20 protein-coding genes are annotated in these 15318 nt (G+C 38.4%); 12 read left to right on the forward strand and 8 right to left on the reverse strand.

Annotation, left to right across the window (positions count from 1 at the left end; all coding sequences use genetic code 11):
* Position 1: 1 nt before the first annotated feature.
* Positions 2–100: a MetS family NSS transporter small subunit gene (locus ACTWPF_RS07220; RefSeq protein WP_106897249.1), complete on the forward strand. Its 99-nt coding sequence runs from the start codon at positions 2–4 to the stop codon at positions 98–100.
* Between the two features lie 71 nt (positions 101–171).
* On the opposite strand, the gene ACTWPF_RS07225 is transcribed toward ACTWPF_RS07220, so the two are convergent.
* Positions 172–1131, reverse strand: a complete 960-nt coding sequence (locus tag ACTWPF_RS07225) for a peptidoglycan DD-metalloendopeptidase family protein (protein ID WP_234368346.1) — start codon at positions 1129–1131, stop codon at positions 172–174.
* Between the two features lie 114 nt (positions 1132–1245).
* Positions 1246–1833, reverse strand: a complete 588-nt coding sequence (locus ACTWPF_RS07230; protein WP_443148807.1) for a YhcN/YlaJ family sporulation lipoprotein — start codon at positions 1831–1833, stop codon at positions 1246–1248.
* A gap of 129 nt (positions 1834–1962) precedes the next feature.
* On the opposite strand from ACTWPF_RS07230, the gene ACTWPF_RS07235 reads away from it, so the two are divergent.
* On the forward strand, positions 1963–2262 hold the full coding sequence (locus ACTWPF_RS07235) for a YutD family protein (RefSeq protein ID WP_443148808.1): 300 nt from the start codon (positions 1963–1965) through the stop codon (positions 2260–2262).
* A gap of 127 nt (positions 2263–2389) precedes the next feature.
* On the opposite strand, the gene ACTWPF_RS07240 is transcribed toward ACTWPF_RS07235, so the two are convergent.
* The 3 genes from ACTWPF_RS07240 to ACTWPF_RS07250 form a co-directional block, all read right to left on the reverse strand.
* Positions 2390–2644, reverse strand: a complete 255-nt coding sequence (locus tag ACTWPF_RS07240) for a hypothetical protein (protein WP_443148868.1) — start codon at positions 2642–2644, stop codon at positions 2390–2392.
* 67 nt (positions 2645–2711) lie between these two features.
* Positions 2712–4157, reverse strand: a complete 1446-nt coding sequence (locus ACTWPF_RS07245; RefSeq protein WP_443148809.1) for an amidase — start codon at positions 4155–4157, stop codon at positions 2712–2714.
* Positions 4158–4193: 36 nt separating this feature from the next.
* Positions 4194–4463 carry an SAV0927 family protein gene (locus tag ACTWPF_RS07250; protein WP_106897245.1) on the reverse strand — a complete coding sequence of 90 codons (270 nt, stop codon included), beginning with the start codon at positions 4461–4463 and terminating at the stop codon, positions 4194–4196.
* Positions 4464–4604: 141 nt separating this feature from the next.
* Between ACTWPF_RS07250 and ACTWPF_RS07255 the strand changes: the two genes are divergently transcribed.
* A complete protein-coding gene (locus tag ACTWPF_RS07255; RefSeq protein ID WP_161465272.1) occupies positions 4605–5045 on the forward strand; it encodes a DUF86 domain-containing protein in 441 nt (146 codons plus the stop codon).
* A 46-nt stretch (positions 5046–5091) separates the two neighbouring features.
* Complete coding sequence (locus ACTWPF_RS07260; protein ID WP_443148810.1) at positions 5092–5865, forward strand: TIGR01457 family HAD-type hydrolase; 774 nt, start codon at positions 5092–5094, stop codon at positions 5863–5865.
* A 48-nt stretch (positions 5866–5913) separates the two neighbouring features.
* On the opposite strand, the gene ACTWPF_RS07265 is transcribed toward ACTWPF_RS07260, so the two are convergent.
* Positions 5914–6423 (reverse strand): phosphatidylglycerophosphatase A family protein, encoded by a 510-nt coding sequence (locus tag ACTWPF_RS07265; protein ID WP_106897242.1) that lies wholly within the window; start codon positions 6421–6423, stop codon positions 5914–5916.
* Positions 6424–6573: 150 nt separating this feature from the next.
* On the opposite strand from ACTWPF_RS07265, the gene ACTWPF_RS07270 reads away from it, so the two are divergent.
* Both ACTWPF_RS07270 and ACTWPF_RS07275 read left to right on the forward strand, forming a co-directional pair.
* The gene (locus ACTWPF_RS07270) at positions 6574–7542 is read left to right on the forward strand and encodes a hypothetical protein (protein WP_443148869.1); all 969 of its coding nucleotides are present in this window, start codon (positions 6574–6576) and stop codon (positions 7540–7542) included.
* 28 nt (positions 7543–7570) lie between these two features.
* Positions 7571–8536, forward strand: coding sequence for a 2-hydroxyacid dehydrogenase (locus ACTWPF_RS07275; protein ID WP_443148811.1), 966 nt, complete (start codon positions 7571–7573; stop codon positions 8534–8536).
* A 362-nt stretch (positions 8537–8898) separates the two neighbouring features.
* Here ACTWPF_RS07275 and ACTWPF_RS07280 read toward each other — a convergent pair whose 3' ends face one another.
* Entirely contained in the window at positions 8899–9123 is a 225-nt protein-coding gene (locus tag ACTWPF_RS07280; RefSeq protein WP_036574679.1) for a NifU family protein, read from the reverse strand.
* Between the two features lie 149 nt (positions 9124–9272).
* On the opposite strand from ACTWPF_RS07280, the gene ACTWPF_RS07285 reads away from it, so the two are divergent.
* The 3 genes from ACTWPF_RS07285 to ACTWPF_RS07295 all read left to right on the forward strand — a co-directional run bounded on the left by ACTWPF_RS07285 (position 9273) and on the right by ACTWPF_RS07295 (position 10907).
* Positions 9273–9602, forward strand: a complete 330-nt coding sequence (locus tag ACTWPF_RS07285; RefSeq protein ID WP_106897241.1) for a YuzD family protein — start codon at positions 9273–9275, stop codon at positions 9600–9602.
* 36 nt (positions 9603–9638) lie between these two features.
* Positions 9639–10469: a diaminopimelate epimerase gene (gene dapF / locus ACTWPF_RS07290; protein ID WP_234368498.1), complete on the forward strand. Its 831-nt coding sequence runs from the start codon at positions 9639–9641 to the stop codon at positions 10467–10469.
* Between the two features lie 81 nt (positions 10470–10550).
* Positions 10551–10907 carry a HesB/IscA family protein gene (locus tag ACTWPF_RS07295; protein ID WP_106897239.1) on the forward strand — a complete coding sequence of 119 codons (357 nt, stop codon included), beginning with the start codon at positions 10551–10553 and terminating at the stop codon, positions 10905–10907.
* 59 nt (positions 10908–10966) lie between these two features.
* Here ACTWPF_RS07295 and ACTWPF_RS07300 read toward each other — a convergent pair whose 3' ends face one another.
* Complete coding sequence (locus ACTWPF_RS07300; protein ID WP_443148812.1) at positions 10967–11953, reverse strand: NAD(P)/FAD-dependent oxidoreductase; 987 nt, start codon at positions 11951–11953, stop codon at positions 10967–10969.
* Positions 11954–12596: 643 nt separating this feature from the next.
* Here ACTWPF_RS07300 and ACTWPF_RS07305 point away from each other — a divergent pair.
* From ACTWPF_RS07305 to ACTWPF_RS07315, 3 genes are all read left to right on the forward strand, one after another.
* Positions 12597–13814: an NAD(P)/FAD-dependent oxidoreductase gene (locus ACTWPF_RS07305; RefSeq protein ID WP_443148813.1), complete on the forward strand. Its 1218-nt coding sequence runs from the start codon at positions 12597–12599 to the stop codon at positions 13812–13814.
* A gap of 295 nt (positions 13815–14109) precedes the next feature.
* Positions 14110–14421 carry a YuiB family protein gene (locus tag ACTWPF_RS07310; RefSeq protein WP_106898542.1) on the forward strand — a complete coding sequence of 104 codons (312 nt, stop codon included), beginning with the start codon at positions 14110–14112 and terminating at the stop codon, positions 14419–14421.
* A 107-nt stretch (positions 14422–14528) separates the two neighbouring features.
* Positions 14529–15227 carry a 3D domain-containing protein gene (locus tag ACTWPF_RS07315; RefSeq protein ID WP_106897236.1) on the forward strand — a complete coding sequence of 233 codons (699 nt, stop codon included), beginning with the start codon at positions 14529–14531 and terminating at the stop codon, positions 15225–15227.
* Positions 15228–15318: the final 91 nt, after the last annotated feature.

Raw genomic sequence — 15318 nt, forward strand, 5'->3', positions numbered from 1 at the left:
TATGACTGCAGGTGCTATCTTTGTTATGATCTTTGGTATGATTGTCATATGGGGTGGATTGGCAGCAAGTATCACATATGCTGTAAAAAAATCAAAATAAATAACGAAGAGAGCCATTTATGTAAATGGCTCTCTTTTTAATAGCCTTATCGTCATTTCTTCTTTTCAGTACTATTTAACCATTCTTTCCCATTTCTTCAAAAAAGGATAGGGATCAAAAGACCATTCGCTGTATCCGTTGTCCTTATACATGCCATAGTGCAAATGTGGAGGAAACTTACCAGAAGTACCTGGGGGGCCATACCCTGTAGAACCTACACTACCTAGTACATCTCCAGGCTTTACCACTTGTCCAACTTGAATGTCATCTTGATATCCATTCATATGGCCATAATAATGGTATATATTGTAAATGTCTCGTATTCCGATGCGCCACCCGCCGTATAAGTTCCAACCCATCAGCTCAATAACACCATATGTGGTTGATTTGACAGGTGTCCCATACCCGGCAAAAATATCAGTTCCTTCATGGATACGTAACCCACCAAATCCACGCCTATCTCCCCATGTGCTACGGTAGCTGTAATTGTAATCAGTAGATACTGGGAAGTCTCTATCTGTCAAGTTAATTTCCTGGTAAGTTTTAAAAACCTTGGCCGTGTTCATTATCGTCTGGACCGATAAATCACGTTTATAATAATTCCATAACGCAATTTTAATATCCTCATCTGTTTGACCGTATTCTAACATGTAGTTAGCAATGGTATGAAGTATATCTTCCGGGTTGTCAGGATCCGCGAGTTTGTCCCCGTCCCCATCCATACCTTTACCGTTAAAGAAGGTAATAAGGTTTTCATCTTGAATCATAGAACTGTTTCCTAATCCGTACCATAATTCAGCTGGTACCTCAATTGAAATAACTTTTCCTTCATCTTCTTTTTTAATGTTGCGTTCGAAATTATCCATTGCCGCAAAAAAGTGCCATGGTATTTGTGTGAGTGCTTCGGTTTTCTTAAATAAGGCCATCCGCTCTTTGTATATATCTTTATCTGCTTCGGCATGAACTGTACTGCCAGTAAACAATATAAGGAATATAAGAAGGAAACCTGTATAGAGGTATCGATAGTACAATGTTGTTCACCCTTTTACTTAGAATAGAGTTATTTTTAGTTAGGAAGAGGAATTCTATTCATATAACAAAAGGATCCTCTTGGCATTTACAGAGGACCCTTCCATATATTGCATTTATTCTTGATTTTTCATTTCTTCTTTTAGGTTATCTTCTTTACCCTGTGGTGATTTTTCCATCTCTTTTATGATCTGATCAATGGTGTTCTCATAACTGCCGTCAGTGGTGCTGGAATTATGCAAGCTTTGTATGTCGTTGATTAAGCTTTCATTATCAGAGACATATATTTCATAATATTGAGGTATAACGGATTGTGCTGTCTTTCTTGCAATATTTGCGGCTTCTTTCTCGTCTACGTTATCAGACTTTTCATAAGCAATGAGTACTTCTTCATCTGTGACAAGCGTTGCAACTTGCTCTAGACCTTCACCGCGTAAGGCAATACGCGTAATAACATTTGCGACTTGTGTACGATCGATGGAAACACCATGCTCCATTTCATCATCATTGTTTACCTGGTCTTTTGTATAATGTACGTAGCCAAGTCTGTCATTTAGTTCTTCATCTTCAGCTGATTGCTGTTCAGCAGAAGGATCAAGCTCGTCTACAATATCATCGCGTTCATCCATGGCGTTTTCATTATTTCCACATGCGCTTAGGCTAAACAAAGTGAGAGCGCCAATTACAAAATGGTTTATTTTCATGTGATTGCTCCTTTTCAGTTTTGTTTCTCTTTTAGTTTGCAATTCTCTACGAAATTCATGCATGAAATTATTTCTGGTTTCCATATGGGTGAATGTGATAAACTTATTACAATATGTGGAGGGAAAGCGATGATTGAAATAAATGGGAAACAGTATGAGTTGATTGAAAATGTTAAAGAGGGTTTTGATGAAAAAGCACTAAATGAACGTCATTCTGATATCCTTTCGAAATATGACTACATTGTCGGTGATTGGGGCTATGATCAATTGCGGCTAAAAGGATTTTATAGCGATCAGAATCACAAAGCCTCATTGGACGCTAAAATTGGTGCGCTTGACGACTATCTTTACGAGTACTGTAATTTTGGTTGCGCTTATTTTGTGCTTCAAAAGATAAAAGGTGCGAAGCCGAAAAAGGCGGAGGAATAACACATTAGAAAAGAATACATTCGCTCGTATTTCAGCGAATGTATTATTTCTTATAGTTGGGAATCCAAAATTTTAACTACGTTGACATTTACTTACTTAATGTGTAAAAAAAGGAGTAGCAATTTTGCTACTCCTTTTTTTGTGTAGGATGGGAAGTGGGTGCTTGACGTGGCACGTCTTTATGCATTGACTTATCTGGGTACACAAACGCACTTTCCCTGTACTGTCCTTCTTCCCATGGGGTGGATTTACCTGAAACAGGTTCGGATTCATTTATTGGAGATCCAAACGCTCCCTCTGGAAACTCTTCAGGGATAAGCTTTTTTTGTCTATCCCTTGCATTAGTAAAATCACTATATTTGCCCTTTGGCTCACGTGACATTTTTTCCACTCTCCTCCACCCTACTTTATGAAGGAAAGCGATCTTTGAACCGTTCCAAATCTTACCGTTAGTCAGTTGGCTGTGCTGCTACATATCCTCTGAACTTCTTCTCAAGAATTTTACCTAGACGGAAGATCGCATCCTCATTTCCATTTGCTGATATGACTTGTATGCTAATTGGCATATTATTCTCATCGTTCCCTATTGGAACGGTTAAGGACGGCAAGCCCCAAACATTGGCATAAGCAATAAACGGCATAAAGTTAAGAAACGTTCTGCGTAAAGAGAATATCTCTTTATAAACTTTTCCGTGTTTTAGCGCACTTGTATGATAGACAGGGAAGAGGAGCAAACGGTTATGCAAGTACTCCGATAGAAAGTCATCACCTTCAGCCAAGGTTTTTTTTATTTCCTTCACTCTGCTCTTTGATGGCCTGAAAAGCTTTGAACCAAGAATCCCCATGGTTAGATAGGGATCAACGGATGCACGATTTGTTATCTTTTCTCGAAGAAAAGCTTTTACAAGATTGGAGCGATCGTTATGGTATGCTGACTTCTCAATAAGCTCACTGCCTTCACTCGCCAACATTTCCAGCCAAAGCAGGGAGCTTTCTTCAAAGTATGGTGGGATAAATCGATTTGTGGAGAAAGACTCCGTAAGGAATTTTTCGATATTGTCCATCATCTCAATTGTTTTTTCGGAAAGCGGGTAATTGACGGTGCCAGGAAGTACTTCAATTTTAAAAAACTGTAAATAACGATTTGCAGTAGAATGTGGTGATAGTACGGAATATAACAACTCCATGTCGCGTACAGATCTACCCATCGGCCCGATTGTCAGCATTCTTTCCTGTAAGGGAGTAGTTGCGGATGGGTAATGGCCTGCAGAAGAGCCTCTATACATACCTGGTTTAAAGCCAAGTACTCCATTAAAATGAGCTGGAAAACGTATGGATCCGCCAATATCAGAACCAATCCCTGCTGGTGATCCTCCTGCAGCAAGAATTGCCCCTTCACCGCCGCTTGATCCTCCCGCTGTTCGTGTAAGATCCCATGGATTATTCGTTCTGCCATAGAGCCGATTATCGGTTTCCTGGTTAAAGCAAAGTGCAGGTGTATTTGTTTTACCTAAAATAATTGCGCCTGCGTTTTGTAACCTGGTAATGGCAGGTGCGTCTTCTCTGGAAATCAAATCCTGACGATGTTCTAACCCGCTTGTTGTCTTCATTCCGGCTACGTGAAGAGATTCCTTGACAGTTATCGGAACACCATATAATGGCGGCAGCTGTTTAAGTGTATGCCTTTTTTCATCAAACGATTTAGCTTCCTTCAAAGCGAGTTCATAGCGATCCTCTACTACTGCATTAATCGATGGGTTAACTTTTTTTTGCTGTTCTATATAAATAGATACCACTTCACTACTTGTCACTTTTCTATTTTTAATCCATTCTGCCAAGGCTGTGGCGTCCATCTTTAGTAACTTCTCTTTTAAGACAGAATCAATACTCTCCATTTTGTTTTCTCCTTAGGCAACTTCACCTGTTAATTTTTACAGTACTTCTTTTAAAAATGCACGAACTTCATCTGCTTCCATTGCTGTTTCATGAAGAATATGTTCCACATCGCGATTGTTGTTGAGATCCTCTTTTCCAACCACGATAAAACGGTTTTTTTGTAAATGGATCACGACCGTTTTATCTGGATCTTCTTCATGATTCATTAGGGCGAAATCATAGCGTTGATAATTGCCCATAAAACTAATATACCTTAATTCTTTTGTTTTCGTCTCATCTTTTAGTATTTCAAATTTACTGGCCATTTGCGCCCTCTTTTCCATTATTTTGACATTTCCTTAACTATAACACGTTTGTATCTCGATATCATGTGTAATATGCTAAAATATTAGTATACAAATTAAGTATTTAACTATAGAAGAATTATATTAAAAGGAGTCAACAGAATGTACTTTGTAGACAGAAGTAAGATAGAGCAGCGCCTGAACTATTTAGATAGTATGCTAACAGAATTGAAGGGAATGAAGTACGAAACATTACAGCAGAAATTGGCTTTAGAAAGAATAGGACATGTTTCGATTGAAGCCATACTGGATGTTGGAAATATGATGATAGATGGGTTTATCATGCGAGACCCAGGAAGTTATGAAGATATTATCGATATATTACTTGATGAAAAAGTGTTACCTAATGAAGATGGTGATCCATACAAGCAGGTTATTGGACTAAGAAAAATGCTTGTTGTTGATTACGTGAACGTTAATCATCAAGTGGTTTATCAAGCCTTTTCCGAAAATATGGTGCAATTAAGTCAATTTCATACCAACATACGAAAATACCTTGATAATGAACTTGGGGTAGCTCACGCCTTCTCAAATGAAGAATAACTGACATAAATACAACAGCTAACACGTTAAGAGAGGAAGTCATTAGATGAAAAATTATAAAGGTTATTTAATTGACCTTGATGGAACAATGTATTTAGGTAAGGAGCCAATTGCGGAAGCTGCTGGCTTTATTGAGACTTTACGAGCAAAAGAAATCCCTTATTTATACGTAACAAATAATTCTTCGAAAACACAGGCAGAGGTAGCAGAGAAACTGAATCATCTTGGTATTTATGCTACATCTGAGCAGGTTGTTACAACTAGTCTAGCTACTGCTAAATACATTAAAGAATGGAAGGAGAATGCTTCTTGTTATGTGATTGGGGAAGAAGGGGTAAAAACAGCGCTGGAGGCTGAAGGGCTGACAATAACGGTTGATGATAAGTGTGATTTTGTTGTAGTAGGGATTGACCGTGAAGTAACGTATGAGAAATTTGCAAAAGCATGTTTAGCTGTCCGGAATGGCGCAACCTTTATTTCCACAAATGGGGATATAGCAATACCAACTGAAAGAGGATTACTCCCAGGAAATGGCTCCCTTACATCTGTTGTGACTGTAAGTACAGGTGTCACACCTACTTTTATAGGGAAACCAGAAAAAATTATAATGGAACAAGCACTAGAAATCCTTGGGACAACCAAAGAAGAAACGATAATGGTTGGGGATAATTACCAAACAGACATTCAAGCAGGTATTCGTGCAGGCCTTGACACGTTAATGGTGTTTACAGGCGTAACACCATTTGAGGAAATGAACAGCTTTGCAACAAAGCCTACTTATTATGTACACAGCCTAAATGAATGGATCGATAACATATAAAAAACAGGAGTGGCCTTTTTAAACCGGCCCTCCTGTTTTTAATAGAATTTAGTCCACTATATCACTGTCACCTGTTGCATGTGCTAGTCTGCTCGATGCAGCGGCAGCAATTGCTCCAACAATATCATCAAGGAAAGTATGACACTCACCGGTTGATTTATCGTTTAATCTTTTTAGTATTCCTGGTTTCTGTTTATCAATATAACCATAGTTCGTAAAACCGATAGAACCGTATACATTTACAATGGAAAGGGCAATAATTTCATCTACTCCATATAGACTCTCATCAACTTCTATCGTCTTCTGCAATGGTTCTTCTAGTTGTTTTTTCTCAGCTAATACGTCTAACTGAATACCAGTAAGGATGGCATTTTGGACTTCTCTTTTCGTCAACACTCTGTCTACATTATGTCTACAGTCCTCCATGCTTAAATTATCGTGGTATTTAGATTGTAAGTAATAGACCAGTTCAGCGATATCATCTAAAGTTACGCCACGCTGGGTTAGCCATTGCCTTGCTTTGAGTTCAAGTTCACTTTGATTCGTATTTGCATCCATGTACATCACCTTTTCCTAATAAATTGGTTAATGAATTTGCCTTTTCTTACATACATTAGTATTAATCTTGCTAAAGATCTGATCCCCTGTTTATCTACAAGGGATAGGATGATTCATTAAGTTAAAACAAAGGGTGTGATCATATTGTCAATGGAAACCATGCTCGCCACACATTATAATATCCAAGCAAGTGAGAAAGTAGTACTGGCTGGAAGAGATGGTTATAAACAAGACGAATATGTTTATTTTACCATTTCCTCTGATAACAGGGAAATTATTCATATGGAACAGGCAGCGCTTGCTTACTATTTGTTGGAAAATAATTACCGACACACCGCTATCCCTGTGGCCAATACTAATGGGGATTGGTTCACTGTATTTCAGAACAATACATACATGGTCGTCATGGTAGAACATCTTAACAATATTACAAGAGAAAGCAATGGGCGATCTCTAGCAGCCTTTCATACTATCGGTACCCTTTATAGCTTCGAGCCACACCAGATATCTTGCTATGGAATATGGAAAAAACTTTGGATAGACAAATTAGAGGCGTATGAAAAAAACGTTCCTTTGGCCGCTAAGGAATCACCAAACGATTATTTTCGGATGGTGATGGATACCTTGCCCTATATTATTGGGGTAAGTGAAAATGCTATCCAGTATTTACAGGAGAGTGAACGTGAAAATAGATTTGATACGGTAGACCAAGGAACTATCTCATTTCAACGTTATACAAATAATCTACAAAAATCTGTTATCTGGCTAGATGATTTTGTTTTTGATCATCCGGTCCGTGATTTAGCAGAATATACGAGAGGCATGCTGCTAAGCGATGCACCATCAGAAGACATTGTACAATTCTTGCATGACTACCAAGCAGAAAGACCGCTATCTATTTTTAGTTGGCGTCTATTATATGCAAGGCTACTTTATCCCGTACACTTTTTTGATCATTTTGATTCTGTGATGAGTGGGAGGACACTTGAAGACCCTTTTACAGCGTTTTCTTCTTTAGTAACGATGCAAGAAGAGTATGAAAAGAAAATGCGTGACCTTTATCAATGGGTTGGTCTAGACTCTACCTCATTACAAATCCCTGTGTTACACTGGCTGTAACAAAAAAAGCTGGAGGGAGAGGGCGAGGATGGAAAAACCGAAGCTATACATCACAAGAAAGGTACCAGATAAGATCTTGGAACCTTTTCAGCAAGACTTTACTATATCAATGTGGAAATATGAGGAAGAGCCGGTTCCTAGAGAAGTACTTTTAAAAGAGATTTCCGACGCGCAGGGGGTTCTTTGTATGCTAAGTGAAACAATGGACCAGGAGGTATTTAATACCGGCAGTTCACTTCAGGTTGTTGCCAACTTGGCAGTAGGCTACGATAATATTGATCTTCATGCAGCTAGAGAAGCGGGTGTTATTGTGACAAACACACCAGGGGTTTTAACAGAATCTACAGCTGATTTAGCGTTTTCTCTTCTTCTGGCGACAGCAAGAAGGATTGTGGAAGCAAACCAATATATAAAAGAAGATAAATGGAAACAATGGTCGCCTTATTTACTTGCAGGTATGGATGTACATAATAAAACAATCGGTATTGTAGGAATGGGGAGGATTGGCGAAGCGATTGCCAGACGTGCCCAAGGTTTTGGCATGGAAATCTTGTATCATAATCGATCTCGTAAAGTGGAAGCGGAAAAGCGGGTTGGGGCTACCTATGTAGATTTTGCTACATTGCTTAACAAAGCTGATTTTGTTATTTCTGTAGTACCTGCTACTCCTGAGACAAATCAATTGTTTAATAAAGAAGTGTTTCAGAAAATGAAGCGTTCTTCAATTTTCATTAATATTTCACGAGGCAGTGTAGTAAATGAAAATGCACTAGTTAATGCTCTAGAAACAGGAGAAATTTCTGCTGCAGGGTTAGATGTGTTTGCGGAAGAACCAATTCGATCTGATCACCCGCTACTAAATAGAACAAACGTTGTCTGTTTGCCGCATATTGGATCAGCAAGCACTGAAACAAGAAGCAGTATGCTACAGTTATGCCTGGAGAATATATCAGGGGTTATTCATGGTACAGGGCCGATTACAGAAGTGAAATAAGGTATATAAACCACGAGCATGTAACCATCTGTAGCTGAATTTAGAAAACCTCGTATCTGCTGGTCTTTCAGCGAATACGAGGTTTTCTTATACTTAAAACTTCAAGATTTTAACTACGTCGTCAATTTTACCAAACTAAAACTTTATACTTTTCTAACGTGCAAAAAAGGCAGACGATTAAGTCTGCCTTTTTTTATCCCGGTGCAACCGTCCGTAAGACTCCCATTTCAAAACATGAAGTGAAACCCTGTGTTTTTAGTGGAAGTAAACGGACGCTAACACCCCGATTCGTTCAACTAACAATCAGTGGGGAAAGAAAGATAACCCCCACTGATTGAAGTTTCACTTTATATTTGGTAGCTCTAAAATACTTGTTCAATTTCTGTAACGCCTGGGACCTCAGCCATCAGGGCGCGCTCAATTCCTGCCTTTAATGTTATGGTAGAACTTGGACAATTGCCGCATGCACCCATAAGACGAAGAAGTACAATGCCATTATCATCTACATCAACTAGCTCCACATCTCCACCATCACGGAGTAGAAAAGGGCGTAGTTTATTTAAAACTTCCTGTACCTGTTCTTGCATTATCCATCTTCTCCTTTCCTTATAAATAGTATAAAACGAATTCATGTAAAAATCTATCTGAAATTATATTTTTACTCATCGGTTACTTATATTTTATCTTTAACCAAACATTTTGTAAAATATAAGTAACTGCAAAAAGGGGGCTACAAATGGTGGGGAAGGTTACAATTACGGTCTATGGTGCAGATCAGATTTGCGCAAGCTGTGTTGGCGCACCTGGATCAAAGGATACATATGATTGGTTACAGGCGGCAATCGGAAGAAAATACGTGGTTGATCACATTGGCTATGAGTATATCGATATAGATAATCCACCGACCGTGGAGAAACATCAACAGTTTGTCGAACGAATAATCGAGGAGGATTTATTTTATCCAGTTGTACTGGTTAATGATAAACTGGTAGCAGAAGGCATTCCGAAGCTAAAAACAATTTATCAGGAGCTAGATCGAAATGAAATCCACCTCCAGTCTAATTAGAAAAGAGTGATTAATGTGGAGATACCTTTTACAAAAATGCATGGTTTAGGAAATAATTATATATATGTAGATTTATTCCAATATCAAATGGACGAAGCAAGTATGCCCAAAATAGCCAGAGCAATGGCAGATGTACATAAAGGGATCGGCTCGGATGGAATGATTTTAATCCACCCTAGTACGAAAGCTGAAGTTGGGATGCGAATTTTTAATAAGGATGGGTCGGAAGGGAAAAGTTGTGGGAACGGACTCAGGTGCACAGCGAAGTATGCTTTTGAAAACGGGATTGTAACAGAGCCTACTTTCCAAATTGAAACGAAAGCGAATATTGTGGAAGCAGAAGTTTTTCCTTTAGAAGGAAGCGTTGATCAGGTAACAATAAACATGGGGGAGCCAGCATTACAAAGAACGGCTATCCCTATGTTAGGAGACGAAACAGAAGCGGTTATTAGGGAAGATTATACGATAGAAGGCCAACTATTAGAACTAACAGCTGTCTCTATGGGAAATCCGCATGCTGTCTTTTTTGTAGAAGATATTCAGGATGCTCCGCTATATGATCTTGGGCCAGTTATCGAAAAGGACACCCGCTTTCCTGAAGGCATAAATGTAGAATTCATTCAGGTAGTATCCGAAAGGGAACTTCATTTTCGTGTATGGGAGCGAGGATCAGGAGTTACACAGGCTTGTGGAACAGGGGCTTGTGCAGCGGTTGTAGCTGCAGCATTAAATGGTCTTGTTTCTCGAGGGAAGGATATTACGGTTCATTTGTCGGGAGGGGACCTTGTGATTAACTGGGATGAAAATGGTATGGTCTGGATGAGTGGGGAAGCCAAAACGATAGCTACGGGTGTTTTTCACTTTTAAAGATCAACTCAAATAGTTGAATTGTAGTGTTATTCTTTGTATACTTAAATGTAATGATCATGATCTAAGGAGGTCCAAGGGATGGTTATAACAATTACCGACAATGCGGCAAATCAAATCCATGAGATGATGAAGGAAGAGTCCGCGGAGGCACGCCTACGCTTTGGTATTAAAGGCGGAGGTTGCAGTGGTCTGTCCTATTCATTGGGCTTTGAATATGAAATCAATGAAGAACTCGATACAGTAGATGAAATAAACGGGGTGCCAGTTGTGTTTTTCAATCAGGACATTCCAATTATTGAAGGAACGCAAATTGATTACAAACAAAATATGATGGGCGGCGGGTTCAGTATTGATAATCCAAATGCCATAGTATCTTGTGGTTGTGGCTCATCATTTAGAACGAAAGATAAAGTAGGCACACCAGGAGATTGTTAAATAACATATAAAAGGAGCAGTGGTATAATCCACTGCTCCTTTTTTCACTCACTTATTTTCTAGAACATGCTAGTTGAATGTTTTGGTTGGATTCTTGCTTTTGGATCAATATACTGCTTGGCATTATTGATGGCAGTTGGTCCTTCTCCAAATCCTGTTGCAATTAATTTTACTTTTCCATCATAAGTACAAATATCTCCTGCTGCATAAATTCCTGGGATATTTGTTTCCATTTTAGAATTCACTACAATACTGTTTTTTTCAATATCTAGATCCCAGTCTTTTATAGGTCCAAGCGAGGATACGAATCCATAGTTACAGAGAACAGCATCGACCTCGAGTTCAACCTGTCTGTCCCCTTTTACTTCTTCAAAAAGAACCTTATCAATTTGGTTGCTTGCAACGACACTTGATGGTACAAATGGGGTCATAATCTCTACATTTGATGCCATTAGCTTTTCAACACTATGTTCATGTGCTCTAAACTTATCTCTACGGTGAACAAGGGTCACTTTTTTTGCGATGGGCTCCAGCATTAGCGCCCAATCAACTGCAGAATCCCCGCCACCAAGCAATACAACATTTTGGTCTTTGTACTGATTCATGTCCTTTACATGGTAGTGAAGGTTAACCCCTTCAAATTGTTCGCAATTATCTACCTCAAGTCGACGAGGTTGGAAGGCACCATTACCGCCTGTAATAATAATTGTCTTGGTATAATGAACCTCTTCTGTATTCGATATAAGTTTAAATGATTGATCCTCTAATCTTTCAATTTTCTCAATAGATTGCTCAAGTACAATCGTAGGGTCAAAAATATTTGCCTGTTCCTCTAAATTATCGATTAATTCCTGTGCACGTACTTTCGGATACCCAGCAACATCGTATATATACTTCTCCGGGTACAAAGCGGTTAGTTGCCCCCCGGTATGTGGTAGACTCTCAATAATTTTCACACTTGCCTGTCTCATTCCGCCATAGAAAGCAGTGAATAGACCTACAGGGCCTGCCCCTATGATGGTGACGTCATAAACCTTTTCTGTCATGCTTATATACCTCCATTACATGTTAATTCCTTGCCCAACAGTCCTATCGTATCATAATTAACGTAAAAAGGCTTTGGAATGGCTTATTGCGAAATAGACGAAAGGGTAATTTTCCCAATAAATATTGGGGGGATTTGGTAATAAATTAATAATTAAGAAAGTAAAAGAAACACTTGAAAAAAAGAATTGAAAGATATACTATTACTTAGTGCTCTATATTACAATTGTGTAACAGATGTATGATATTTCTATGAATACTAGACTCATATTTTTCTTTAAAGGTACAAGGTGACAAAGCATTTAGATAGCTTGTCATTTTAATTGAGTGATTAAGTGAAATTTGTCACAAACATGTAAATATATGTATATAGACTCCACTTTAACGTATTAACGATACAGAGACAGTAATCATCAAGAACGGCCCACTCTACAGCATCACTCTCTCTTTAATGAACAGGGCTTTCATACCTCTGGTAGTATCTCGCACTATAAAAGATATATTCATTATCAGGAGTTTTTATTGAGACAGCTTACCTCCTTATGCGGAGATAATGCTCTGTTTTGGTAAGGTAATGAACGAAAAATTGTAACTGGGGTTTGGGACGGTAACAACAACAGAAAATTATAAACGGAAGTGATCATAATGAATAATCCACATATTGTTATTTTGGGTGCAGGTTATGGAGGCATCATGACGGCCGTAAAGCTGCAAAAAAGTATTGGAATGAACGAGGCAGATATTACATTGGTAAATATGAATGATTACCATTACCAAACTACATGGCTTCACGAAAATGCAGCCGGCACCTTGCATCAAGATAGAACTCGCATATCCATTAAAGAAGTCGTAAATTTGAACCGTGTCCATTTTGTTCAAGATAAAGTGATTTCGATCAAACCAGATGCTAAAAAAGTTAAGCTGTCTAATAATGAGTTGAATTATGATGTGTTGGTTATCGGATTAGGGTTCGAGGCAGCTACATTCGGCATACCAGGCCTCGAAGAACATGCATTCACCATTGGAGATATTAACAGTGCCCGTCTAATTAGAGAACATTTGGAGTATAACTTTGCTTTATATCATAATGAAGAACCAAATAATCAGGCAAGAATTAATATTGTGGTAGGAGGCGGTGGATTTACTGGGGTTGAATTCCTTGGTGAAATAGCAAACCGTGTTCCAGAGCTTTGTGAAGAATACGATATTGATAAGCATCTTGTTCGAATCATAAACATTGAAGGGTCCCCAACTGTATTACCTGGCTTTGATCCACAGTTAGTCGAATATGCCATGAACTCCTTGGAATCACGTGGAGTTGAATTTGTGACTGGGGCGATGTTGAAAGAATGTACTCCAGATAAAGTGACATATGAGAAGGATGGAAGGCTTGTAGAGATTCCGACCATGACAACTATCTGGGCTGCAGGTGTTAAGGCGAATTCTATAGTAGAGAAATCAGGATTTTCAACAAATCGTGGTAAAGTTGAAGTTCGCAAAGATATGCGTACACCAGATTATGATGATGTTTTTGTTATTGGGGATTGTGCTTTGATCATGGATCCAGAAACAGGTAGACCATTTCCACCTACCGCGCAAATTGCGATTCAGCAATCCGGAACCGTCGCCCATAATGTAAAAGCCTTTATTAATGGAGGAGAGCTAGAAGAATTCACTCCGAAACTTTTAGGAACAATAGCATCTTTAGGTCATAATGATGGGATAGCTGTACTATTCAATCAGTACAAGTTATTCGGCTGGAAAGCAACCTTCATGAAAAAGATGAGCGACAATCGTTACCTCCTAAAACTGGGAGGGCCTGGACTTTTAATGAAAAAGGGAAAATTTAATATCTTTTATTAATCCTAATATGTGAAGCGGCAATAGCTGCTTTGCATTTTTTGTAGACGTTAGGAAAAATGTTAGCTAGCGAACATTTACGATGAAGTTAAGGTTTTGAAGTACGAAATATAAGGAAACATACACATTCGCTAAAAGATGAACAAATGAAAGTTTTTCAATTGATTAATTTCCTTCATACTATTCTAAATGAAGAGGAATAGGAGAACATGTACTTTTTGTTGGCTTTCGTATAAAATGGATTTTGTATGAAATTTTTACTGTACATAGGTGGAAGGGGAGACACAAGTTGGCGCAAATCGTTCAATTGCTTGTATCGATCGTACTATATTTTGTTATCTTTTTTGGCATTGCTTTTATCCTAAATATGCTGTTAAGGAAAACATGGTTAATGGCCATATTATACCCAATAGTAGTGATAATGATTGTGGATGATATGTCTACACTAGAATATTTCAAAAATCCAGGAATCGCATTTTCTGAGGCGTATTCAAAATTTCTATCTATTACACCGGCTGATATTACTATTTTATTGGCAGGTTTTGCAGGAGCAGTAGTTTCAGGTATTGTGATTAAAATGCTACGCAAAAGCGGTTATCAAATGTTTTGATTGATAAAGTAGCAATCAGGAAAAGACAGAATATTATAGAGAATTTATCTTTCTTTGAATAAAATATTACTAGATTGGAAATGATGACATCCAGAGAGGTGTTAATCATGAAAATCAAAAAAGCGTTTCGAAGAGTAGGTATGTTTTCGTTGTTTGTAGCAGCCTTTTTAGTTACCATCACATCTATATCTAACGTATCATTTGCTGATGTGCGTGATTGGGTAGATTATGAGCCGATGCGTATTACCAACACGGTTAATAACACAGTTGCAGAGTCGAAATTCAGGCAATCATCATTAGAAAAAAAGGAATTGAACTATTTAGAGCAGAAGAAAACGTATATATCAAGTGATGAAATTGAAGGACCTAAAACACTAGAAGAAGCGGCTAATATTAATCAGTATCCCAAATCACAAGTGGTAGCAACAGGATATACTGCTGGAGTAGAGTCGACTGGGAAATCACCAGGACATCCAGAGTATGGTATAACGTATTCAGGGGTTCAAGTAAAACGAGATTTGTATTCTACTATTGCGGCTGATTTAGATGTATATCCTATTGGGACGATACTTTTCATTCCAGACTATGGCTATGGGGTTGTTGCAGACAAAGGTAGTGCCATTACCGGCAATAAGATTGACTTGTTTTTTAACACCGTTGAAGATGTGTATGCTCAATGGGGAAAGAAAGAGCTAGATGTACATCTAATTGAATTAGGTGATGGTACACTTACGGAAAAAGAGCTCAAACAATTAAATGAAACAGATTCATTGCAAGTATTCAGGCAACAAATCACAGAAAGCTAATTTAAAAGGGAAGCACGCCAGTAATGGCAGGCTTCCCTTTATTTGTGTTTGTATGAGTTAAGGTCCTTAAGTTATGGTTCTTCGCTTTTGG

The sequence above is a fragment of the Oceanobacillus sp. M65 genome (assembly GCF_052246275.1).
Taxonomy (GTDB): domain Bacteria; phylum Bacillota; class Bacilli; order Bacillales; family Amphibacillaceae; genus Oceanobacillus_B; species Oceanobacillus_B jordanicus.

Coding starts and splice junctions, on each gene's coding strand:
- ACTWPF_RS07315 (WP_106897236.1), top strand. CDS start 14,529: ATGAAAATCAAAAAAGCGTTTCGAAGAGTAGGTATGTTTTCGTTGTTT.
- ACTWPF_RS07240 (WP_443148868.1), bottom strand. CDS start 2,644: ATGTCACGTGAGCCAAAGGGCAAATATAGTGATTTTACTAATGCAAGG.
- ACTWPF_RS07280 (WP_036574679.1), bottom strand. CDS start 9,123: ATGCAAGAACAGGTACAGGAAGTTTTAAATAAACTACGCCCTTTTCTA.
- ACTWPF_RS07295 (WP_106897239.1), top strand. CDS start 10,551: ATGGTTATAACAATTACCGACAATGCGGCAAATCAAATCCATGAGATG.
- ACTWPF_RS07300 (WP_443148812.1), bottom strand. CDS start 11,953: ATGACAGAAAAGGTTTATGACGTCACCATCATAGGGGCAGGCCCTGTA.
- ACTWPF_RS07255 (WP_161465272.1), top strand. CDS start 4,605: ATGTACTTTGTAGACAGAAGTAAGATAGAGCAGCGCCTGAACTATTTA.
- ACTWPF_RS07270 (WP_443148869.1), top strand. CDS start 6,574: ATGGAAACCATGCTCGCCACACATTATAATATCCAAGCAAGTGAGAAA.
- ACTWPF_RS07220 (WP_106897249.1), top strand. CDS start 2: ATGACTGCAGGTGCTATCTTTGTTATGATCTTTGGTATGATTGTCATA.
- ACTWPF_RS07250 (WP_106897245.1), bottom strand. CDS start 4,463: ATGGCCAGTAAATTTGAAATACTAAAAGATGAGACGAAAACAAAAGAA.
- ACTWPF_RS07245 (WP_443148809.1), bottom strand. CDS start 4,157: ATGGAGAGTATTGATTCTGTCTTAAAAGAGAAGTTACTAAAGATGGAC.
- ACTWPF_RS07235 (WP_443148808.1), top strand. CDS start 1,963: ATGATTGAAATAAATGGGAAACAGTATGAGTTGATTGAAAATGTTAAA.
- ACTWPF_RS07275 (WP_443148811.1), top strand. CDS start 7,571: ATGGAAAAACCGAAGCTATACATCACAAGAAAGGTACCAGATAAGATC.
- ACTWPF_RS07230 (WP_443148807.1), bottom strand. CDS start 1,833: ATGAAAATAAACCATTTTGTAATTGGCGCTCTCACTTTGTTTAGCCTA.
- ACTWPF_RS07260 (WP_443148810.1), top strand. CDS start 5,092: ATGAAAAATTATAAAGGTTATTTAATTGACCTTGATGGAACAATGTAT.
- ACTWPF_RS07285 (WP_106897241.1), top strand. CDS start 9,273: ATGGTGGGGAAGGTTACAATTACGGTCTATGGTGCAGATCAGATTTGC.
- dapF (WP_234368498.1), top strand. CDS start 9,639: ATGCATGGTTTAGGAAATAATTATATATATGTAGATTTATTCCAATAT.
- ACTWPF_RS07305 (WP_443148813.1), top strand. CDS start 12,597: ATGAATAATCCACATATTGTTATTTTGGGTGCAGGTTATGGAGGCATC.
- ACTWPF_RS07265 (WP_106897242.1), bottom strand. CDS start 6,423: ATGGATGCAAATACGAATCAAAGTGAACTTGAACTCAAAGCAAGGCAA.